The 24,583-nt window shown below is 43.7% G+C and carries 11 protein-coding genes; 3 read left to right on the forward strand and 8 right to left on the reverse strand.

All coding sequences use genetic code 11. The annotated features are described in order from the left end of the window. The first annotated feature begins 113 nt into the window (after window positions 1-113). Window positions 114-2,648 carry a hypothetical protein gene (locus tag AB6735_RS25490; protein ID WP_370999018.1) on the forward strand — a complete coding sequence of 845 codons (2,535 nt, stop codon included), beginning with the start codon at window positions 114-116 and terminating at the stop codon, window positions 2,646-2,648. 20 nt (window positions 2,649-2,668) lie between these two features. Here the strand turns inward: AB6735_RS25490 and AB6735_RS25495 are convergent, their stop codons facing one another. Then, the gene (locus AB6735_RS25495; RefSeq protein WP_370999019.1) at window positions 2,669-4,417 is read right to left on the reverse strand and encodes a c-type cytochrome; all 1,749 of its coding nucleotides are present in this window, start codon (window positions 4,415-4,417) and stop codon (window positions 2,669-2,671) included. Window positions 4,418-4,618: 201 nt separating this feature from the next. On the opposite strand from AB6735_RS25495, the gene AB6735_RS25500 reads away from it, so the two are divergent. Further along, window positions 4,619-5,935, forward strand: a complete 1,317-nt coding sequence (locus AB6735_RS25500; RefSeq protein WP_370999020.1) for an amino acid permease — start codon at window positions 4,619-4,621, stop codon at window positions 5,933-5,935. A gap of 164 nt (window positions 5,936-6,099) precedes the next feature. Here the strand turns inward: AB6735_RS25500 and AB6735_RS25505 are convergent, their stop codons facing one another. The 7 genes from AB6735_RS25505 to AB6735_RS25535 form a co-directional block, all read right to left on the reverse strand. Beyond that, the gene (locus tag AB6735_RS25505; RefSeq protein ID WP_370999021.1) at window positions 6,100-8,379 is read right to left on the reverse strand and encodes a GH92 family glycosyl hydrolase; all 2,280 of its coding nucleotides are present in this window, start codon (window positions 8,377-8,379) and stop codon (window positions 6,100-6,102) included. A 232-nt stretch (window positions 8,380-8,611) separates the two neighbouring features. After that, window positions 8,612-9,634 (reverse strand): hypothetical protein, encoded by a 1,023-nt coding sequence (locus AB6735_RS25510; protein ID WP_370999022.1) that lies wholly within the window; start codon window positions 9,632-9,634, stop codon window positions 8,612-8,614. Between the two features lie 43 nt (window positions 9,635-9,677). After that, entirely contained in the window at window positions 9,678-11,843 is a 2,166-nt protein-coding gene (locus AB6735_RS25515) for a hypothetical protein (protein WP_370999023.1), read from the reverse strand. 109 nt (window positions 11,844-11,952) lie between these two features. Further along, the gene (locus tag AB6735_RS25520) at window positions 11,953-12,702 is read right to left on the reverse strand and encodes a DUF3823 domain-containing protein (protein WP_370999024.1); all 750 of its coding nucleotides are present in this window, start codon (window positions 12,700-12,702) and stop codon (window positions 11,953-11,955) included. A gap of 10 nt (window positions 12,703-12,712) precedes the next feature. Continuing rightward, window positions 12,713-14,620, reverse strand: a complete 1,908-nt coding sequence (locus AB6735_RS25525) for a RagB/SusD family nutrient uptake outer membrane protein (RefSeq protein ID WP_370999025.1) — start codon at window positions 14,618-14,620, stop codon at window positions 12,713-12,715. A 12-nt stretch (window positions 14,621-14,632) separates the two neighbouring features. Next, on the reverse strand, window positions 14,633-17,803 hold the full coding sequence (locus tag AB6735_RS25530; protein ID WP_370999026.1) for a SusC/RagA family TonB-linked outer membrane protein: 3,171 nt from the start codon (window positions 17,801-17,803) through the stop codon (window positions 14,633-14,635). 931 nt (window positions 17,804-18,734) lie between these two features. Further along, on the reverse strand, window positions 18,735-21,320 hold the full coding sequence (locus tag AB6735_RS25535) for a kelch repeat-containing protein (protein WP_370999027.1): 2,586 nt from the start codon (window positions 21,318-21,320) through the stop codon (window positions 18,735-18,737). 434 nt (window positions 21,321-21,754) lie between these two features. On the opposite strand from AB6735_RS25535, the gene AB6735_RS25540 reads away from it, so the two are divergent. After that, window positions 21,755-24,580 (forward strand): outer membrane beta-barrel family protein, encoded by a 2,826-nt coding sequence (locus tag AB6735_RS25540; RefSeq protein WP_370999028.1) that lies wholly within the window; start codon window positions 21,755-21,757, stop codon window positions 24,578-24,580. Window positions 24,581-24,583 lie beyond the last annotated feature (3 nt).

Genomic DNA, 24,583 nt, shown 5'->3' on the forward strand with positions numbered 1-24,583 from the left:
AATTGTTTAAATAACAGCAACCTATTCAGATTAATTGCGTAATATAAAATACAAACCTGATAACCTAATTGCTTGAGCCTATGATATCCTTTTCACCAATTCAATTTGAAACGTTGAAATCCCGAGTACTTGCTAACGCTAATATCAGAAGCATTACTCCGGGAGATTGCAAGGCGCTTGCATTTCAAATATATTCAAAAACAAAATTAACCGTAAGCGAAACCACATTGAAAAGGGTATATGGTTTTGCATACAGCAAATTCAAACCATCATTGTTCACTATTGATGTTTTAGCAAAGTTTTGTGACTACGAGGGCTGGGATGATTTTTGCGAACGTGAAAGCGTGCCTTCTGAAAAATCGTTAAATGAACATGTTGACTGGAAAACCCTCAGCCAAAATGCCGCTAAGATCACTCACTTTACGCTTCAGGCTTTAAAAAACCGCTCAGGTATCCCTTTCGGCCAAACTATTCGCCGCAAATTTATCGATGATCATTTTGATGAATTTTTAAGGGGCGATTACACTGCAACCGTATTTGCTGCACCCTCTGGCTATGGAAAAACTATCGGTCTTTGCCATTGGATAGATGAAAAATTAGAATCAGACAGTAACGATATCATCCTGTTTTTTAGCAGCAGTGCCTTAATGAACGTTTTTTTAAGCGGACGGGATCTGAACGACTGGCTGCTGGCTCTATTAGGCTACTCACATGAAGAAGATATTGAGGCGCTGTTTGATATCAATAAACGCAACGACGGCAAATTTTACCTGATTATTGATGGCTTTGATGAACACATGTTCAAGAACGATCAGTTTGAACTGGTGCTGACCCAACTGATGGATATTTTCTCCTTCTATCAATCGCACGAATGGTTTAAGCTGGTTTTAACCATGCGGTCGGCCAATTGGATCAATAACAAACACAACATGGAATTTGGTCTTAAAAACTGGTTCACCGGTTTTATAACGGATCATGACCTTACCACTAATGTGCCTTTGTTCAATATCCAGGAGATCAAAGAACTGAGCCGCAAAATAAACCCTGATGTTCAGAACCTGATTGCCATTGATGTAGCTAATAGCTTCAACCATCCCCTATATTTTCAATTCTACTATAAACAGAATAAGAACAACTTTTCGCTCAACAATATTGACCACATTTGTATTTATGAGCTCATTTCCATATTTATACTCAACAAGGTTTATCTGGGCCATTACGCCACAGAAAAGATCCTGCTGTTAAAAGCACTGGTTGATGAGATGGATTTTCAGGCTGGAGTATATGAACTGGATAAGTTTAAATGCAACGATTTGCTTAAACAATACAACCATGCTTATAACGAATTATTAAGTATTGGTTTTTTACGGGAAATAAACTCCAGCAGCGATTTTCAGTTTAAAACCATGGTTCAGTTCGGGAACAATAATTTCCTGGAATTTACCATAGCCCGCAAGCTGCTTTTAGACAACAATCAGCGGTTCGACCTGCAACTGATCAAACTGATCAATAACGCGTTTAATGATAGTGAGCATAAGCTGCCTGTTATTAAATGGTGTGTGATACATGCTGTTAAAAACGGGCAACAGGAAAGCTTTGAGCTTTTGGCGCAAACCAACCTTAACCCAAAAGAAAAATCGGAACTGATCATTTTTTTAGGCGATTTGCTCCAGCGAGTCTGCTTTGGGTCCACCAACGCTGAAGCTACAGCCAATTATTTTAAGCAGGATTGCAGCGATGGGCTTTTTTACTACTTTTTTGGACTGGAGCTGATTAATACCGATTATAAAAAAGCGCTGCTAACCTTATTAAAATTTGAGCTTTCTGATCATAAAAAGGTACTTACTTACACGGCTTTGGCTACCATAGCCATACTTCAGCTGGATTTGAAGCAACTGGAAGATCACCTGGCGAAATTAAAGAGTTTCCCGCAGCATGATTTTCATCAATTCGCTATCAACCCGCTGCATTGCCTTAATGCTATTTATCAGTACCTGAAATATGGCATGATCAGGAAAGACTTTTTCGCCGAGATCACCCGTTTCTATTTCAATCCGCCCAAACAAATCGAAACTATACATAACAGAAAGGCGAATGATCTTATTTTCTTGTTAGCTGCTTACTCCACTTTTATTTGCCGTAAGCCTTATAAAACATTAAGGTTTGTTAATACCCTATATACCATTGACAAAACCAGCGGCGAAGCATCGTTCTCTTATAATTTCTTTTTAAAGATCGCTGAATCCGATGCTTATTATTTATTGGAGGACCAAACCACCCTACTGGAAAATAACAATGAGATTTCGGTTTCCTATAAACGGGAAGAATATCTATTTACGCCCTTCATGAAATCATTGTTTTATGGGCTTAAAATTAAAAACACTATTGCTAATAACGATTATTCAACAATTAATGGCTATTTGAATTGCCTGAACCAGGTGTCGGACGAGTCGGGGAACAAATTGTCAAAGCTGCTTATATATACCAGTATCTTAAACAACGAGGCACTGCTGAATCTTGATCCGCAATTATATAAACAGGTATCATACAATCATACCCGCTTATTACGCGAATGTGGTTTAAGTGTTGATGTTTTTATAAAGCCCAAAAACGAAGTACTGGCATTAAAAGTAAAGGTTAACAACTAAACCCATCGTATTTGAAGCAATCATTTTACTTTTAAACTTGCACGTACTTTTTTTACTTCTAACGCGGTGACCAAACTGCTGGTGTTTCCAAAATTGTTGCGGATATAGGTCAGCACCTGGGCTATCTGATCATCGGTCAGAAAATCATGTTTGGGCATCACACTATTATAAGGTACATTTTTAACCTTCACAGGACCTTCAAGCCCATTAAGCAGCACCCGGATAGCCGTTTCCTTTTCCATGTATTTGCCCCCGGTAACCCATTCCGATCCGCTCAGTGGCGGAAAAAGATTGCCATCCCCTTTACCGTTTTTCTGATGGCAATTGGTGCAATAAGTAGCGTACAGCTTGGCCCCGCCGGTTAACATCCCGCTCATCAGGTTATTACGCGTTACGTCGGGGGTTTTAAAGCTCGGTAGTTTTTTCCGCAATTCCATTTTTGCCAGTTGAGCCGTTGTGAATTTGGTTTTGTCGCCCTGGTAAAATATACGCCATACCCTACCCTTCTCGGTATCGCTGATATATAAAGAGCCATCGGGCCCCTGTGAGATACCCATAGGCCGATAAACGGCATCACTTACGCTTGCTATGGTCGTACGCCCGGCAAATCCATCGGCAAAAATCTCCCATGAACCAGCCGGCTTTCCCCCTTTAAAAGGCACAAAGCCAATAAAGAAACCCGCCTGTGGATAGGGTGATCTGTTGGTTGAGCCATGAAAAGCGATGAATGCCCCGTTTTTATACCTTGCAGGGAACTGGTTACCTGTATAAAACAACAGATCGTTTGGCGCCCAGTGCGCCGCGAAAGCCATAATAGGCTGGGCATATTTGGCGCCATCACCCGCTTTTTTGCCATCGCCGCCATATTCGGGGTTTAAGAGTTTCTTCTTTTTAATAGGATCGTAATAATAATATGGCCAACCCACATCTGTGCCTTCCTTAATTTTCAAAAACTCTTCGGCAGGCAGTACCGCGCTTTGCCAGGGAGTAAACAATTTAGGAAACTGCAAACGGAGATCATCGCGACCATGCGCTACTACATATAAACAGTTATCAGCCGTATTCCAGTCCATAGCCACTACACTGCGCAGTCCGGTAGCATAGCGCGTGCCTTCGGCCTGTAACTGATTGGGTTTGTCTTCATCAAAGCGCCAAATACCGCCGTACTCTTTCAGCAGCGGGCAGCCTTTAATACCCATGGAGCCGGGCACGCGATTTTGCTCCTGGCAGGCATTGGATGGTGCGCCAAAAGCAACATACATATGTCCTTTGTTATCAAAAGCAAGTGGTTTGGCGTCATGCTCCTGCGGCGGGTGTATATCATGTACGATCAATTCCGGCTTTCCATTGGGCACCAATGTATTAGGGTCGAGCTTCATCCGGTATACATTGATCTCCGAACTGAAATAAAGATATCCTTTATGTACACGCATCGCTGTGCCATAACTCCCCTTATCTTCATAATCCGCGAATTTTTTGATGATATCGGCCTTACCATCATAGTTGGTATCCCGCATGGCTACGTTGCCCCCAATGGAGTCAGGAAAACGGAGTTTTACATATACATCGCCATTGTCATTAACCGCCAAATGACGGGCACGCCCGGCCAGGCTATCCACCACCACTACCGCCTTAAAATGGCCGGGTAAAAACAAGCCCCCATTGTTTTTATCGGCGATGGGTAATGTGTCCTTATTTCCTGTAATGGTAAAACTGATGATAAAAAACGCGGCAATAGCTACTATGAATAAAACAAAACGGTTTTTCATGTACGGCAAAGGTTGATGTATAATAGATGTATCCTGTTAAAAGGATATTAGGCTTGAAATGTTTAATTTAATCTTATTTTTATAAACATGCATATCTTTTTAAAAAAATAAAAGAAGCCTATTGACTGAAGGATTTTAAAAAGCGATTTCCGGTATCCCATAAATATGCTATCTTATCTTCGCAAAAAATTATTGACAACTATGCCTGCATCATCCTCCGAAAAAAATAAATTGGGTTTATGGACCAGCACCTCCCTGGTGGTTGGCAATATGATTGGCGCGGGCGTATTTTTAATGCCCGCCGCTATGGCCTCATACGGTAGTATCGGTTTATTGGGCTGGGTATTTTCGGCGGTGGGTTCTTACTTTTTGGCCAAAGTTTTCAGTAACCTAAGTAAGCTATTACCGCATGCTACGGGTGGCCCATATGCTTATACCCGCAACGGACTGGGCGATTTTGCCGGTTTTCTGGTGGCCTGGGGATATTACCTGGCTGTAGCTTGCGCCAACGCGGCGATCACCATATCCTTTGTAAGCGCGCTGAGTACTTTTTTCCCGGTGCTTGCTTCCAGTGCCATTACTGCCGTAGCTACCGGTTTATGTACTATATGGCTGCTTACGTATATTAATACCCGCGGCGTGGTAACCGGCGGCAAGGTTCAGCTGGTGACTACTATATTAAAAGTAACACCGTTGATACTGGTGGCTATTGGCGGCTTATTTTTTATACAGGGCAAAAATTTTTCGCCATTTAACGGCAGTGGCACTTCTGTTTACGGGGCTTTAACAGCTACAGCCACCATGACCATGTTTGCCTTTATTGGTATTGAAAGCGCTACAGTACCCGCCGGCAGCGTGGCCAACCCTGAGAAAACCATTCCCCGGGCTACTTTGCTGGGCTTAATGATCGCCACATTGGTTTATGTGCTGAGCAGTTTTAGTGTGATCGGTATTATCCCCGCAGAAGCTTTAAAACATTCGGTTACCCCCTTTGCCGATGCCGCAGTAGTGATATATGGCAGCAATGCCCGTTACTGGGTGAGCGCCGGTATAGCCATTGCCGCCTTTGGCTCATTGAACGGCTGGACATTATTACAGGGCCAGATGCCCTTTGCCATTGCCAGCGACAAACTATTCCCCGCCGCTTTTGCCCGTAAGAATAAAAAGGGAGTGCCTTATGTAGGCATTTTGGTGAGCAGTGTAATGGTATCACTTTTTATGAGCATGAATTATACCAAAGGACTGGTAGAGCAATTTCGTTTTTTATTGCTGTTGTCTTTATTATCTATCCTGATCCCTTACCTGCTTTCGGCAGCCTCATATTTAATTATCCGGGTAAAGCAAAAACAGGTTGATGGCTTAACAGGTGCCATAATACTGGCCATTTTAGCCTTTGGCTACGCACTTTGGACCATCGCCGGCACGGGTAAAGAAGCCGTTTATTATGGTTTTTTATTGCTGATGGGCGGCATACCGTTTTATGTGTGGCTGGCTTATCAAAAGAATAGTGGTGATTGAGTGGGCGGTTTGCGGTGGGCAGTTGGTAATCTTCTGATATATAAAAAAACACACGTCATTGCGAGGTACGAAGCAATCTCTATACTATACAGAGTGGCTCTGCTAATCGGGGATTGCTTCGTACCTCGCAATGACGCGTTGGATTATTACTTATACCCCCTCCCCTACTTCTCGTTCGACATAGAGTAAGGTACATCTTCGGCTTTAATACCTCGTTGTTTATTTGGTGTGGCCGACATATCAAAGTTCAGCTCGGCTCCGCCTAACAGAGCTTTATGGCTTAGCCAGTTTAAATCATAAGGTTTGCCGTTTACGATTAAGCTGTTCACGTATTTATTATCAGCATTGTTTTTTGGGGCGTTGATGGTGATGGTTTTGCCATTCTCCAGCTTTACGGTAAGTTTTTTAAACAATGGTGCGCCTAAAACATACTGATCACTGGCAGGGGTTACCGGGTAAAAACCCATAGCCGAAAACACATACCAGGCCGATGTTTGTCCGTTATCCTCATCGCCGCAATAACCATCGGGCGTAGCTTTGTACAATTTGTTCATAGTTTCACGTGCCCAGTATTGGGTTTTCCAGGGCTCGCCCGCATAGTTATATAAGTATATCATATGCTGTATAGGCTGGTTACCATGTGCATACTGGCCCATATTGGCGATCTGCATTTCACGGATCTCGTGGATCACGGTACCGTAATAACTATCATCAAAAACAGGAGGCAGCGTAAATACAGAATCCAGTTTGGCCACAAATTGTTGTTTACCACCAACCAGGTTGATCAGCCCTTGTATATCATGAAACACGCCCCAGGTATAATGCCAGCTGTTACCTTCGGTAAAGGCATCGCCCCATTTAAAAGGATTAAAAGGGGTTTCGAACGAACCATCCTTATTTTTACCGCGCATTAGTTTGGTGGATGGATCAAACAGGTTGCGATAGTTTTGGCTGCGTTTTTTGTAAATATCGGTTTCCGATGCGGGTTTGCCCAGGGCTTTACCCAGCTTGTATATAGCAAAATCATCATAAGCATATTCCAGTGTACGGGCAGCGTTTTCATTGATCTTTACATCATAAGGCACATAACCCAGGGTGTTGTAATACTCCACTCCCCTACGACCGGTAGCATTCGGGCCTTCATTATTGGCGCCATGTTTTAATGCCTCGTACAGGGAATTGATATCATATCCGCGCAAACCTTTTAAATAGGCTTCGGCTACTACCGATGCGGAGTTGTTACCGATCATACAATCGGCATAACCCGGGCTCGACCACTCGGGCAGCCAGCCGCCTTCTTTGTAGGAATTGACCAAACCTTCCTGCATTTCTTTATTCATCGACGGATAAACCAGGTTGAGGAATGGATAAAGTGCTCGGAAAGTATCCCAGAAACCGGTACCCGCGAAATAGTACCCCGGCAATACTTTGCCATTGATAGGACTGTAATGAATTGTTTGCCCTTTAGCGTCAACCTCATACATCCGGTTAGGAAAGAAAAGCATGCGATAAAGACTGGAGTAAAAAGTACGGGTTTGGTCGATAGTGCCACCTTCAGGCGTTAAGCGGCTGAGGGTTTTGTTCCATACATCTTTCCCTTTTTGGCAGGTAATATCAAAGCTGTCGGTACCTATTTCGCGCTTCAGGTTAAGTTCGGCCTGTTCTGTGCTGATATAAGATGATGCCACGCGAAGGTGTACCTGTTCGCTTTTTTTTGTTTTAAAGCTGATCACCGCGCCGGCATGATCGCCGGTGTATTCCAACGAGCCATCTTTTTGGTTATCGTGCCAGGTTGATGCCCCTTCAAAAGGCTTATCTATATAAATAACAAAGTAGTTTTTAAAATTCGCCGGCACGGCACCACTGTTTTTAGTGCTGTAACCGATGATCTTTTGTTCGCCGGGGATAATTTTCACGTACGATCCTTTATCAAAAGCGTCGATCACGATATGCGAACTGTCGCTTTTTGGAAAAGTGAACCGGAAATTAGCCGCGCGTTCTGTGGGTGTAAGTTCGGTAGTTACATCATAGTCGGCCAGGTATACGCTATAATAATAAGGCTTGGTGATCTCGGCTTTGTGCGAGAACCAGCTGCCACGCTGCATATCGCTTAGTTTAAGTTTGCCGGTTTCCGGGAATATGGAAAACATACCATAATCGTTCATCCATGGCGATGGTTGGTGTGTTTGTTTAAAGCCCCGTATTTTGGTAGCATCATAGGTATACTGCCAGCCGTCGCCCATTTTACCGGTTTGCGGGGTCCAGAAATTCATACCCCAAGGCAACGCTACTGCTGGGTAGGTATTCCCATTGGAAAGCGCCGGGTTTGATGAGGTCCCCATTAAAGGGTTTATATAATCAACAGGAGTAACAGGCGGGGTAGTTTGCTGCGCAATAGCTGCTACTGGAAAAAAGGCAAACGCCAATAAGAATAATTTTTTCATTATTAATTTTTAGATGGGCTTATATCAACATCGCTAAATCGATTAATCGGGCCATGCAATATACGGGCAGAATTCAATATTTTATAGTTGTACGATGATATTTTTTGATAGAGCCGGGCGGATTATATGTAACAATATACTATGTATTTATGCGGGTAAAATATGAATACACAACGCCCGCTAAGTTGGGCGCTGTGTAAAAATGATATCATAACTATTAAAAATCAGCGGCTTACAATTTCTTGTAATAGATCAATTCCCCGGCTTCGCCGCTTGCAGACAGCTCCGACGGGATAAACTGGGTAATAACCAACGCGGCTTGCCCACCAACAGTTAAGGCCGTAATGGTTGGATTGGCAAATGCCTGACTGCCACCATCCGTATGGATGTTCAGCTGATCGGCATTGCCGGTTTGGTAATCATACAGGTAACAGCGCCAGGTACCAAAATCACCTTTAGTGCCTTGTCCTTCGATCAAACCAAAGTTAAAGTTCTGAAATTTCAGGTAGCCGTCGCGGTCACCGATATTACCATGCACACCCCAGTACAAAATGGCATTATCAATTTGTGGTTGGGCACTGGCGCTCCACGATGTCCAGGTGGTGGTACCACGTGCCTGGCGGTCAACATCGCAATTGGACCAGTAATGAAAACCCACATCAACAGAAGTACTGCTGGCCGAGTAAATATTAGGTGTACCCTCTGCACAGGTTGATAAAGTATGCGGCGCTTCAAATGACTTGGCTACAGCGCCGTTCTGCAGGTCGGCCCAGCTGTTAAAATAGCTGAATTTTAAGTGATTGTTGGGTTCCTGCTCCCATACCATTACAAAACCACCGGTTGAGGTAGCGGCAATGGCAGGCTGCGACGCTCCGCCAGTGTTACTACCGGCAAGTTCGCGGATCCAGGTCCAGTGCAGCAGATCGGTTGATGAGGCCACATTGGTTTTGAATGTACCGTTGATCATGGTATGATAAACACCGATATACCCACCCGATGGGTTGGCAATGATCTTGAGGCAATCCATGGTTTTGCCTGTATTATCCTTGGCGCCGTAAATTTTACCATCGGCTGTAGTTACGTTTTCGATAATACTGCGCAGGGCGGCCCTCGGCGCATCCGATGGAGGGGCGGCAGCTACTTTTTGTACGCTGTCTTTTTGTTGTTTGTCGGCCGAGGTATTATTGTTCTTTTGGCAAGACGCAAATACCAGCAGGATAAGCATGCTTTTGATCATCATGGCGTTCTTCTTCATAGGTGTGTAATTGAGGTTTATAGATAATTGGTTAATTATTTTCTTACCATTTTAAATCAACCTTAATACCATCCGGACTATTGCCAAAACCAAGGTAAAGGGTATTTGACGATGCATCCCATGATGTTTTTACATCGCTGATATTCTGGCCTGTGCTATCGGTTACCTTGGTTTCTTTGGGTTGTGCAGGTAACAGCACACGTACACTGTTTAATGTTTTGGCCGGACTTTTAGCTACAAACGAATAAATGTTGCCCTGCCTGTTCTCATTATAAATTCTTGATGCAGAAGCCAGTACCTGCGGCAATTTTTTATCAGGCACACGATCAACCACATATAATAAGGACTGCTCGCCGGGGTTCACCACCTTCTCAGCCAGTACCGGCAATTGCGGATCGAACAGATCGATCACCGGGCCTTTGATGGTGTAGGGTTTGCCGTCGGCATTTTCATCCATTACCGATACTACATCATACGGACCACGTTCCAGGTACAGGCTGTTCTTAAATGTCAGCTCCCCGGCTTTGGCTTTTTGCTCATAGGCTTGTTTTACGGTACTGATGTAGTTATCATCTTTTCCGGCTTCCAGCACGTACTCTTTAGGATTTTGCCTCAACACATAAACCGCGCCTTTGCCTACTTTAAACTTTTGCTCATCCTTTGTCGGATTAACACCCAACAGTTTAAACAGATGCTGCGATGGAGCGGTAAATTTGTTCCCTTTGGTATCCCACCATTCCATTACTGTTTGGTATGGATCATCATCTCTGCCGCAATAAATCAAAACCCCACCTTGCTTCACCCAGTTAGCCAGGTAAGTATGCACCGCTGGCGACACCGGCTTCATGTTGGAATAACTCATCACCAACACTTTGATCTCTTTTAGCGATGCCGGATATTCCAGGTTTTCCATGTGCACGGTTTGTACCGGTACGCCCCGTTTTAATAAGGGCAGGGTTTGCCCGTAAAAGTTAGAGAACTGCGGATCTTCAAAACCATTATGCGTTGGGAAACGCTGGAACATTAACGTATTACTCATCAGCACACCAATACCATTTACACCCGATACTTTGTTGGTAGATGCCGGCATACTGTTTAAAGCGTTCACCATGATCTGCATCTGGGTAGAATAAAACTGCGGGATCAATGTCTTTTGGTCGGTACCAGCAACTTTGTACGGATGGGTGTAGATACGCTCGGGCCATGGCATCACCTCGTAATCGGCTACCATGGGGTATAATAGTTTGGCGGTGAAGGTAGCCTGATAATTGCGTTTGTAATCACTCCAGTCGCGAGGCCAGTCTTCAATGGGGTCTGTCAGAAAAAATACCTTGCGACCGGTTGGCGCGGTCATGGAAACCACCGAACCGTATTCCAGGAAAGCGTTCTCGAACACCCGTTCTTTACGCAGGCCATTAAAAAAAGTTGGTTCACGGGCAGTGCCTGTCCATACCTGTGCGATATAACCATCGATACCCGGCAGCGAAGCCAGGCTGGCCTCCGGACTTACAATTTGCCATGATGAATAATTCACCAGCGAGTGGGTAGCGATAAATACTTTAATATTTAACCCTTTGCTTTTACCATAGGCCTTGGCATAGTTGGATACCTCTTTGATGGTTTCAAAATACAGGTGGTATTTCAACTTGCTCGACAGGTAAGTATTCTCGGCCGAAGCATCCTGCGGTTTCCAGGGGAAGCCATAATATTTTTGCCATTGTTCTTTAAAACCCGTGCTATAACCCGCACGTGCCCAAAACTCGGGCTCCTCTAAAAAGATATTGGTGATACCCGCGTTGATCACTTTTTTTACCACCGCGGTTTTCATATACTCAATGAATGAGGCGTCGGGCACTACATAAGGCATGTCCCTTCCATGGAAGATGGTATCGCCTTTCATGGTTACCTGGCCTACGCCGAGGTGATTTTTTCCATCCCACTTTCCTAAAAAATAATCTTTATAGTCGCCCCAGGCTATGCCGGTCATAAAATTTACCTGGTAGCCATGGTCGCGCCATGATTGCACGCGCTGCTCAAAGGTTAAACCTGGACGGTCATTAGCACCATAAACAATGGCAATATCCGACCGTACATCGATCTCGGGGATCCAGGGACTGCTCGTCTGGAAAGCCGTTTTCTCCGACAGTTTTTGTGCATAGCCCGTGAATGATAATGCCATCAGGCAACAGGAAAGTAGAATGTTTTTCATTGGTATATTATTTGCATTTGTAATATAGGGAGGAGACGCATGTGATGCGTCTCTACGCCATTTTTTGTAGAGACACATTACATGTGTCTCCCTATATTATGTGTTTAATTTAAGGAACAGTAACCGTTTTAACATCGGTATAATTATAATAATTTAACCCGTATGAGATCCTTGCGCCTACCCGTATAAAGTATTCGCGTTTTCCCGGTAGCGGACCACCAATAGTAGTAACACTTAAAGTTTTCCCTACCGAAGTACTGGCATCTGAGCTGCTGAGCTTTGGGGTATAACGATTATCATAGTTATTGTTGCCCACGTATTTGTTTGAATTAACAAATACCGCTATATCACTTATATCCTGCTGAAAGTTTGGATCAGTGGTGCCGCGGGTAATTTTAAAGCTGATGGTTATGGTGCCATCGGCGTTAACAACCGGGTCGCCAACCCAATCAATCCTTAAAAATGGTTCTACCGAAAAGTTTACTGTAGTTACGTCCTTCACATCAACTGTCTGGCTTTTATCTACAATAGTTTTGCCGTTATTATCCACCTGCACTAACGGTACAAAAGGACCTTCGGCCGAGATCACGTTTTTACCGGCGAACAGTTTGGTATTATTATAGGTTCCATCCTGAAACGAGGATATATAAAAAGGCGTAGGGTTGCTGCTCCAGCTTATTTCCATCAGTTTGATCCTGGTGCCCGAGCCCTGCTCGGTTTGTACACTTTTACCGGTAACGGCATCAGTTACCACACCTTTTAAAGTTACATCGGGTGCGGCATAATTATCAACCTTTTTGCACGAGCTGCCTGCCGCAACCAGTACACTTAATGCTATGCTATAAAATATAGTTTTCATCTCTCTTAAATTAATAACCCGGGTTTTGAATTAAATTCTGACTCTTCTGTATTTCGCCCTGCGGAATTTGCTCATAGTACCAGCGCACATCAAAAGTATAGCGGCTATTGCGCTCATCTAAACGGGCATCAAAAAAGTACTTACCGTCATTAGCAGAGTAAAATGGCATCAGCGTACGGTAAATGGTACTGTTTTGTTCTTTATCTATCACCCTCCAGCGGCGTAGGTCCCACCAGGTTTTGTTTTCAAAGCCCAGTTCTTTTTTCCGTTCGGTACGTACTACATTAATATTGCTCAGGTCGGTTGGGCTCAGCAACAGGTTGGCACCGGCCCTTTCCCGGATCTGGTTAATGGCGGTAAACGCGTCCTGCAGATAGCTTTTATCATTCTGACCTAAAGCATTCAGCTCCACTGCAGCTTCGGCACGATTTAACAATACCTCGGCGTAACGCAGCTCTATCCAGGTTTGGTCAGACCGGTTTTCCAGCACTTCTGATGTTGGTTTATCTGGCACCAGGTTTTTGCGGATCGAAAAGCCAGATACCGAGCAGGTTCCATCGCCGGTAAAATAACCACTTAAACCGGCTGGGTTCATGGTTGTTCCGTTTGGCAGGGTGTAGGGTTTTTGGCTCGCGTTTGATGATTCCACCATATGATCGGTAGGATAATGCGCTGTTGAACCGGCTGGTAAAAGCGGACTGATACCTCCCGTTGAACTGCCCGTATAAATACCACGGCGGATCTCGATGCTCACACCTTTAAATACATCGCCGGGTAAAATAACCGTAGCCCGCAGCCTTGGTTCGGCATTGGCAAACAGATCCATGGTATTGGTATACAGGTCATACTTACCACCGGTTGTTGTTTTAATGGTACCATCGGCATTTTTAGGGATGCCATCAAACATTTCTACAAAATTCAGCGTAGGATTAATTTCCGAAGAATATCCGTTAGCCCCCATCAGCTGGCGTGGTACGTTATAGGCATCATATCCATGTACCGATTCGGGGTAGTGATATTGGCGTACAAAAACATTCTCCGGACTGCTGGCATCAAAAAACAGGTTTACATAGTTTTGATACTGCGCCGTTTTATCCCCGGCTGCCCATGCTTTTTTATACAGACTGTATTTACCGTCGAGTAACACGGCTGCATCATAAGCAGCTTTAAAATAGGTAACTGCTTTAGCAGCCGGGATGCCGCAAAGCCTGTTGCCACTGGCATCGGTAAGGTTAATACTATTGTATTTGGCGATGGAGCCTGCATACAACATGGCGCGCGATTTAAAACCTGCCGCCACATATTTGTTGGCCCGGCCTACCTGGCTGCTCTCACCTAAATTAGCATAGGCATAATCCAGATCGGTGGCTATAAAATCATAAACCTTTTCTTCTGACGAACGCGGAATTTTTAATTCATCGATACTTTGTTGCGGATACTGCAATACTTTATCAACAATGGGTACACCGCCATAGCGTTTTACTAAGGCAAAATAGGTAGCGGCGCGCAAAAAGCGGGCTTCGCCTAACCAGGCACTGATCTGCGCAGGGGTAAAGTTCGATGAATACTTAGGCAGCGTTTCTGCAAAATAGTTGGCATCCCTGATCAGGGTATAGGCCCCGCCCCAGTAACCAAAAGTTTCCTGTGTGGCGCTGTTCTGGTCGCGGCTCAGACCCTCGCCGCTGATACAGCTGAACGGACTGATGATCCAGAAGAAATTCAGCCCCCGGGTCGGCGAATACCTGAAATCTTCGATAGGCAGCTCGGCGTACATGCGGGCCATATAGGCTTGTATACCGGCGCTGCTTGTAAAAACGTCATCGTCTTTAACGATACTTGGTGGCAGCGTATCGAGCTTTTTGCATGCCGATGTCCAGCAAAGCAAAATGGCAAATATGATATATGTGTATTTTTTCATGATCTGTATGGATTATAATTTAACATTTACACCAACTGAAAATATTTTATCTAATGGGTATAAATATCCGTAAGTGGCCGATGGGTGTTCCGGATCAAGGTATTTTAAACTGGTGATGGTTAATACGTTATAACCATTTACAAATATCCTGGCGCCTTTAATACCTATCTTTTTAGCAACCGCGTCGGTAATGCTGTAACCTATCTCGGCAGATTTAAGCCTGATATACGCCGCGCTGTGGATATTGGATAGCGAGTTCACATCGGCTGTGGTACCGGTAAGAGCAAAAGTGCCCGGCGTCCATACGGTGTTCGGGTTATAAGGATCTGCCTTGGGATCTGTTGGGTGATACCTGTCCAGAAACATGCCCAGCGCACTGCCCCCGCCCCATAACGGTATGTTAAGCTGTTCGATGTAAGACACATTAATGCCTGCAGCTCCCTGCCATACGGTGCTGATATCAAACCCTTTGTATGAACCGCCCAGCGTTAACCCAAATGTGGTTGATGGCACGCTGTAGTTGTTGTTACTTACGTTTTGGGCTATAGGATGTACGTCCTGGTCATTGATCACGCCGTCGCCGTTCCAGTCCTGCAAAATATAATCGCCCACTACCGCGTTACGTGATACAAACTGCGGGCTGTTCAGGATTTGCTGGTAATTTTGGAATTGTCCGTTTGAGCCATATCCCCAAAAGATATTGGCGTAGCGGTTATCATTATTATTATGCCAGTTAAGCTGGGAATTGCCATAATCTGAATGCACCTTGCTGATCCATTGTGTACGGGTATAGCCAAAAGTTCCTTTTACAAAATAGTTAAAGCTGCCAATATGATTGCGGTGATTTACCTCAATATCAAAACCCTGCGCGCGGTCGCTGTTCAGATTTTCCTGCGGTAAGCCAGCGCCTACCACACCTGGTAAATTATCGGCACGGGTATCCAGCAAACCACTCCTGTCGCGCCTGAAAGCATCAACTGTTAAACCCAGCAAACCATGCCAGGCCTGCAGATCGATACCTGCGTTATAGGTTTGGGCCACAAACCAAAAGATATTGGGATTGGGGATGCCCCTGCTTTGCGCGCCGTTTACAAAGGTGCCGTCAAATACCGAACCCGGAGGCGTTTGATTATTATCGCCATCTGAGGGATAGTTATACCCACTCAGATACTGATAGGCGTTTAACTTGGCATCATCACCCAGTTTAGCGTATGACAGGCGGATCTTGAGATCATCTACAAACGATAGCGACGATGAGTTTTTAAAGAAACCTTCCTGTGATACCCGCCATCCTACCGATGCGCCCGGAAAAAAGCCCCATCTTTTAAGCGGGGAGTTTTGGGAACTGGCATCGTCCCTGAAACTAAACTCGGCCAGGTACTTCCCTTTGTAATCATAATTTATTCTGCCAACAAATGATTTGGTTACAACATCAAACGGATAATCATCATCTACAGTAGCCGTTTGGTTTAAGGCATTACCCGCTTTTAACTGGTCTACCGGTAATGATAACTGGCGCTGCGCGTTAAAATTATCACCTTTTCGCTCACTCTCTTCATAAAGGGCTAAAGCTGTAATATTGTGCCCGCCTTTAATAGCGCGGTTATAGTTTAATGATAATTGCATTAAACTGGTTGGCTTCTCATAAAATTGCCGGGTTAATGAGCCTGGCGTTTGATTGGCTATCGGGGTATAAACATTGGAGTTGGCATCATAAGTATACTGGTTGTAGGGTTTTTGGTATAACTTATTGCTGGACATGTAATAATCATAGTTATACAAACCTTTGGCGCTCAGCCCCGGTACAAACGGTACATTATAGGTTGCCGAAACTGATGATTGCAGCCATTTGTTATTGATCTGCTTATAACCGTCAATATCAGCATCAGACATGGCAACCGGGTTTGATCCGTCCACCTCGCCGTTGTTCAGGTATTTTGGGTTATTGTTGGCATAAATGCTTTGTGTGGGCACCTGCCGCCAAAACGAGCGGATGATCCACCAGGCATCCTGGTATGGTTGGTTCTTTTGCTCCAGCGTTCCGCTCAGATTTACATCGACGGTAAGGTTTTTATTGATCCTGGTGGTGAGGTTCGAGCGCAGGTTATATCTTTTATAGTTCAGATCGCCGCTCTTGAAAAAGCCATTCTGATCGGTAATACCCATACTCACAAAATAGCTGCTATTGTCGGTACCGCCGCTGGCATTGAGGTTATGCTGCTGTTGAGGGGCACTGTTGGCAAAAACATTACCATACCAGTCGGTGCTGGTTTTGGTACCATTGCGGTAAGCGGCAAAATCGGCATCGGTATATTTTACCTGTCCGCCGTTTACGTTATGCAGCAATTGCTCGTTAACCAGCGTCATGTAATCCAAAGCGCCCACCGGTTTTGGCATATACGCCGGTATCTGCCAGCCATAAGTGCCCGAGTAATTCAGATCCACCGTACCCTTTTTGCCTTTTTTGGTGGTCACGATAACCACACCGTTTGCCGCGCGCACACCATAAATGGCGGCCGAGGCATCCTTCAGTACCGATATGCTTTCAATATCATTGGGATCTAAACGGGTGATGTTATCGCGGGGGATCCCGTCAATAACCACCAGCGGGTTACCAAAGCCCCGAATATCAAAAGCGTTATCAAATGATCCGGGTTCGGCCGAGTTTTGTACAATGCGCACACCGGCCACTTTACCGGTAAGCATGTTCAGTACGTTCTCGTTTTTAGTGGTCACGATCTCTTTGTTGGTAACCGATGCGATAGACCCGGTAACGGTGGCCTTTTTCTGTGTACCGTAACCTACCACCACTACCTCGTTCACATTGGTGGCGTTGGATGCCAATGATACTTTAATACTGGTTTGGCTGCCGACAGGAATCTCCTGCGTGGTGTAGCCAACAAACGTAAATACCAAAGTTTGCTCGTTTGAGGCGCTGATGCTGAACTTGCCCTCTACATTAGTAACCGTACCAATGGTTGTACCCTTGATCTTGACGCTTACGCCGGGCAGCCCCTGCCCGGTTTCGTCAACAACTGTACCGGTACGGTTGCTTTGGGCCATAGCCACAGAGCACACAAGCAAAAGAAAAAGAGCCATGATACCATGCCGTACCAGCCCTTTAAATTTTGCCGGATAATGGATACCATGGCACCCACCATAATAGGTAAAAATTTCCTTCATAAATAAGTTGATTAAAATGGTTTATAATAATTTGCCCAAATGAGTGTTATAATTAAGCAGGCTGGTTAAACCTGCACATTGGCACTACACACCCATTTGACGCAACAATTATAGACCCGGCGGTATTAAAAGATGGGTTAATAAATGGATTAACACGGCTAAAATTTCATTAACCATAGGGAATTAGGCGGATTAATTAGGGGCGCGCCTTGTCATCCTGAGCGAAGCGAAGGATCTTCTTCGATATGCATATCGCATACCCGCTCTTGGCCGCGGGAGGGCCAGTTACTTTGTAGCTACAAAGTAACCAAAGGCCTTGTCACCAGAAATGCTTCTTTGCCGCACATAGCCTTCGCCCTGCAAACCAGACAGAACCTGGGCTGCTAAACCTTACCTCCACTTCGTTCGCTCATTATCCCCCGCTTCAGGTAAGGTTCGCTATGCCCTACATCCGCACAATCCACCATTGTTCTGCCCGCTTTCGCCCGAAGCTTATCTGCTGACGGGGAAAAAATTAATACACTAATACCTCCGCCGTCGCTCGGCTCCAGCGGAGTGACCACTATTACCCGGCCTCCGGCCGGTTTGTTATTGCCCTTAATTTTTCGTATATTTATATCAATACCAGCCCGCTTGTCTCTCCAGGAGACAACCGGGCTGGTTTGTTAAGGGCAAAACAAGGCCAAAAATCGACCGTTTTTCACATAGTTATTTGATAATCAATAAATTAATACTTTTTAAAGTTTTAAAAACTGCTCAAAACCGTGTTAAAATTTGTTAAAAAGTGTTAAAATCGATGGTTTTGAGTCAATTTTTGAGCGTTTTTAACCCCTTTGCGGGCAGAAAAATGTTAAAATTCAAGGTTTAAAAAGTTTTCTGAGCGGGAAATGTTAAATTGATGGGGTGCGATATTTTCAATACCTGGAATTATTTATCGCGGCTCCGTTTTGTTGGAACAGATCTTATCAAAGGGAACCTGGTAACTAATCCCCAGGGATTTTTCATACTCGGCGATAAACTCGTCATACACCTTGCGGGCATACTCGATTCCCTTAATACGGCGGAGTGCCTTGAGCTTGTATTTCAAAGCGATATCACTAAACGGATCGATATTTAAAACAACCCGGGCAATATCCAGCGCCCTGCGGAAATCGCCGCTTTCATATACTTTTTTTACCTCGGGTAATATTACGGGCATCAGGGCTTCTTCATAACCCAGCTTAATATCATCCAGCCAGGTTTCGGGGATATGTTGCAGCAGTCCACCACGGGCAATAAGGTCAAAGTACTGCAGGATAGTGGCTTCAGTGGTCTTTTCGGGGCCGTTTATATGCTCCAGGGCGCTGGTTACGGTAAAGTAGTCGCAAAAAAGGTTATCGTCAAGCTTAAAGCAATAGGTATCGTTCAAAAAGGTAAGTTCGATACCTGTTATATCGGCAATAATGTTACGTAAGTGGTTAATGGTAACACCTTTAATGTTCTTTGTTTTTACTACGTCCTTATCAGGCCATAAAATGGTGGATATTTTTTTGGATACCACACCGGTAGCATTCCGGCTGTTAAGCAGAAGCAGGATGAACAGCTGCTTTATTTTAGGGCTGAACAGATAGGTAATATCCCGGCTGTTCTTATCGTAAACGGTAAACTCACCCAGCAGGTAAATGGCATTGGCGCGCTTCTCATCGTTCTTTTTATTGATAACGGTTATACTAATATCTTCTTCTTCAAGAGGTTCCTGCAAGCCTCCTTTTACCCACCGCTTTTTGATGATTAGAAGTGTTATACCGATTATCAGGATAGCCGCTCCGCCAAATAGAACATACTTAAAAACCGGGCTGGCTGGTGCAATGGCTTTTTGAGACCGTTCATAATCCTGCCGGCTCACAGGCGGAAATTCCAGCGCCAGGATGCGTATGGTTGATCGGTTTGGATCTGTAAACTCCTGTATGGCGCAAAAGAATTCATCTTGCAGGGAGTTAAAAAACAGGTTGATATCACTCTCGATCCGTTCAGACGTAACCGGGATGGTTCCGCTTACTACCTGGTACGAACCGTCTTTGATAGAGAATTTATATAAGCGAAGCTGAGTTTTTGGATGTTCGTGCGGATAACACAAAGCATAAAAGTATCGGCCGTCTTTAGAAATGATGAGGTTATTGGTGGGTACAAAATCCTCTTCGTTGGGTTTTATTTCCCAGCATTTTCTGATGGTATGATTAGTAAGATTGACCCGGTACAGATCATAAAAATGCCTGCCGCCCACTATCTGGTTACCCGACTGGTTACCATAACCTCCGAATATGTACACCTCATTGTTTTCATTGGCCTGGCTGCTAGCCGAAAAAAAGCGCGGGGTGATCCTGTCGCCGGTGAATACTATCTTATCCCAGCTATCGGTTTGCTTATTAAGTCTAAAAAAGTCGTTATGATAGGCAAATGAACCATAACCGCCAAACAGATAAAGATCGTTTTGATCTTTATCATAAAAAATATTGTGGTGGTGTCTTTGCTCTTTGATATTAGCATTACCCACTACGTCCCATTTCAGCGCGACCAGATCAAGAGATGCTATGCAAGGGCCAGGTTTAGGAGCCCGAAGCACTTCGTAAGCGTACAGCTTATTCTCACGTGTATTGATAATACTTTTACCCAGGAATAAAGGTACAGGCACTTTATTTTGAAAAGCCTGAACTGATATGCTACCGTTTTTCATATCATAACGGATCAGCGAATCGCTTTTAAAAATAAGTAAGGATTGATCCTTCGGGTTAAAATTGGCACCCGCTACTTCGCGAAAGCTAAAAGCCGCTCTTTTTTCCCAAAAATAAGAGCCGTTAATGAGCCAAACCGGATTATCAACATGCCCGCGAATTTCGCCGGAACTATCATGCACGTCACTGCCTGACCACTCATTGAGGGGGAAAGTATAAGTTTTACTATCATCGCTAACAGTTAAATTCTTAATGGCCATTTTGGGCACATCCGAGTAATGCGGGTTTTTCCCAAAAGTGATGATCGGTATTATTTTATTATCAAAGCCAAAATCAGCGGCCCTGTACCACTGCCCGTTTACATAGAAACCAACGGTATTGGCTTTTAGGTTGATATCCACTTTAACATTTATCCATGTCCGTTTATTCAATTGCGACAACCGAAGCGGGATCTTGATCTTGTTGCTTTTGCTGTCGATATTAAAATTAAGCGCGGGTGACCCATCAAGATTAAAAATGTAAGTTAGACTATAAGAGTTTTTATGACCGTCGATAATATTAAAAACATAGCCCAAATGTTCATTGTCCCATAACGACAGATCGAAGTCCATCCGCAGATGGTTATAAAAAGTCGGCACATCCGAGCTGAACACTGTGTAAGAAGTGCGTTCGCCCATCAGGCTGTCGTTTGAATTAAACATTAACCCTTGAGCCTGGCTTTCAAGCGTTGGTGCGAGTAAAATAAAAAGAAATATGATCTTATATACCTTTAAACCAAGTATTAAAACTTTACCTTTTTTTATCATTGCAGGGAATCCGTTTACAAAAAACCAACCTGGGTGGTTAGCTTAAATAACAATGCTAAAATATACTTTTTTTAAGTAACAGACGGCCAAAAGACTGTGGTGTTGCCTGCCTTTTTTACATTAACTTCAGTATTAAAATTACACTCTTCTTTGTTGATTACAGGGCGTTTTCATAAATTTCGTTACAGGAAAAAATAATTCACTAAAGACAAAAGCAATATAATTATTACAAAGATCGGAGCTTATTGGGAGTATTACCTTAAACATTTTTAACGTTTGGTATATTTATATATGGTGACTTCTGGCTTTCAACATTACTAACCATCAGCTACTTATAAGCCAAATGTTAATAAATGTTAAATTCACATGTTAATTTACTAAAATCTTTTGAATACTAAGGTTTTAGTTATACCTTGGTTTTCATAAAGAACCTTATGAAAATCACAATACCTGCACTAATAATAATACTTTGTTTATGTACGGTTTCTGTATTCGCGCAAAATACTTATTCTGTTAAGGGGTCAGTTGCCGATACCGCCACCAGTTCCAAATTAACCAATGCCACCGTCAGCGTATTAAATGCCAAGGACTCCATTCTCCAAAAATTCACCAGGGTAAAGGATGGGAACTTTGAGATCAATAATCTGAAAAAAGGGAAATTGATATTGCTGGTAACTTATCCTGGCTATGCCGACTATGTAGATCGCTTCACCCTGGATTCGGCACATACCACGCATGATTTTGGTCGCATTAAAATGATCTTGAAAACCCAGCTGCTTGCTGAAGTGATCATTAAGGCTAAAGCAGCTGCAGTTAAAATAAAAGGAGATACCACCGAATTTAACGCCGCGGCGTTTACCGTACAGCCCAATGCCAAGGTGGAGGATCTGCTCAAAGAGCTACCCGGCATACAGGTAGATAAGGACGGTAAAATTACAGCCCAGGGACAAACCGTAAACAAAGTATTGGTTGATGGTGAAGAGTTTTTTGGTGACGACCCTACACTGGTTACCAAAAACTTGCGTGCCGATATGGTTGATAAGGTGCAATTGTATGATAAAAAGAGCGACCAGGCTACATTTACTGGTATTGATGATGGCGTAAAAAACAAAACCCTGAACATCAAACTCAAGGAGGACAAGAAGAATGGCTACTTTGGCAAGATAGACGCCGAAGGGGGCACCGATAAATACTACCAGGAACAGTTGATGTTTAACCGCTTTAAAGGCAAACAAAAGTTTTCGGTTTACGGTACTATTGGCAATACCGGTAAAACAGGCCTGGGCTGGGAAGATAACTCCAAATATGGCAACTCAAGCAATGGCTTGGAATTTGGAGATGGCGGCGAAATATATTTTTATGGCGGCGGTGGCGATGATGGATTGGATTCATTCAGTGGGCAATACAACGGTCAGGGTATTCCACTGGCACGCTCAGGTGGCGCTCATTATGATACCAAATGGAATAGCGATAAAGAATCTATCAATACCAATTATAAAATAGGATCCTTAAACGTTGACGGTACCCGTAATACGCAAACGCAAAACAATTTGCCGGGAGTTAACGATCAACCAGGAATTGCTTTGAACAGCAATAGTGACCAAACTTTCCACAATCATATGTTCAGGCAAAAACTGGATGCTACTTATCAATTAAAGATAGATACTTCATCAAACCTCAAAGTATCCGTTGATGGTACCACCAAAAGCTCCATTACCAATAACCATTACAATAGCACAAGCTTTCGTAACGACACCTTGCTGAATAAGAATACCAGGGACGTGATCAATAATGGTGATCAAAAAATATTCAATGCCAATGTATTTTATAATAAGAAATTCAAAAAAGTAGGCCGCAGCTTTTCAGTAAATATCACCGAGGCGTATAATCAAAATAAAACAAATGGCTTTTTGAAATCAGAAACAGATTTTTTTGGCAAACAGGCTGGCACTCAAAAAATAGATCAGTATAAAACCGGCCTGAGCGAAAGCAATATTATCAATACCAATTTTACCTATTCAGAACCCTTTACCAAAGCGCTCGCGCTGGTACTAAACTATGGCATCAATATTAACAACGGGCGGTCAGACAGGCGCTCATTTGACAAGGATGCCTCGGGAAATTATACTATACTGGACGACACGCTAAGCAATAATTTTAAACTAAATCAGCTATCAAACCAGCTTGGGGCCATATTCAATTATAAAAAGAAAAAAGTGATCATTAATTTCGGCTCCAAAGTATCTACAGTAAACTTTAAACAAATAGACGAGTTTACCAATAATACGCTTACCCGCAACTTTGTGAACTGGTACCCGCAAGCCAGTTTCCAGTACAAATTTTCGCAACAGCAATCATTCCGGATAAATTATAACGGTAATACTTCACAACCTTCTATTGAGCAGATACAGCCGGTAAGGGTAAATACTGATCCACTAAACGTAACACTGGGCAATCCCGATCTTAAACCATCGTTTACCAACCGCATCAGTGCCAGTTACAACTCTTACAAGGTTATCAGCGGACAATCCATCTGGTTGAGCGGTTCTTACTCGCGTACCATTAACCCTATTGTAAGCAATGTAACAACCGACGATGCAACCGGGGTAAGTACGTATCAATCATCAAACCTTAAAGGGCATCAAACCTCCAATATGTACTTTAATGCCTACTTTGATCAAAAAATACCCAAGGTTGAAATTAACGCGGGCATTGGTTTAAACATGAACGGCAGTAATTATTTTAACCTTGCAAGTAATCAATTGGCTAAAAATCAGCTCAACGAAACCAAAGTATACACCTACTCTGCCAGCTTCAGGCTGTCAAAATACAAGCAAAAGAAATATGATTTTTGGGCCGGTGCTGGCCCAACCTATACGGTAAACTCCCAATCCTTACAACCGCTGATCAATAACAACGGAAGCGGGTTTAATGGCTACGCGGGCTTTAACGTTTATCTGCCAGCCAAGTTCCAGATAGGTACCGACGCTAATTATCAATATAACGCGGCTACACAATCCGTTAGGGAGGATTTCAGGCGTACTACGCTGAATGCCAGTATCACCAAATCATTTATGAAGGACGAAAGCCTTAAACTATCCATATCCGGTAATGACCTTCTGAATCAGAACGTCGGTTATAATCGTACGGGATCGGGCAATCTGCTTACCCAGGAACGGTATACCTCTATAAAAAGATACTTTATGCTTTCGCTGGTTTGGGATTTTAATCACATGGGCGGTGGCACACCTAAAAAATAATCA

Origin of the sequence: Mucilaginibacter sp. RCC_168 (assembly GCF_041355315.1) — a bacterium.
Lineage (GTDB): Bacteria > Bacteroidota > Bacteroidia > Sphingobacteriales > Sphingobacteriaceae > Mucilaginibacter.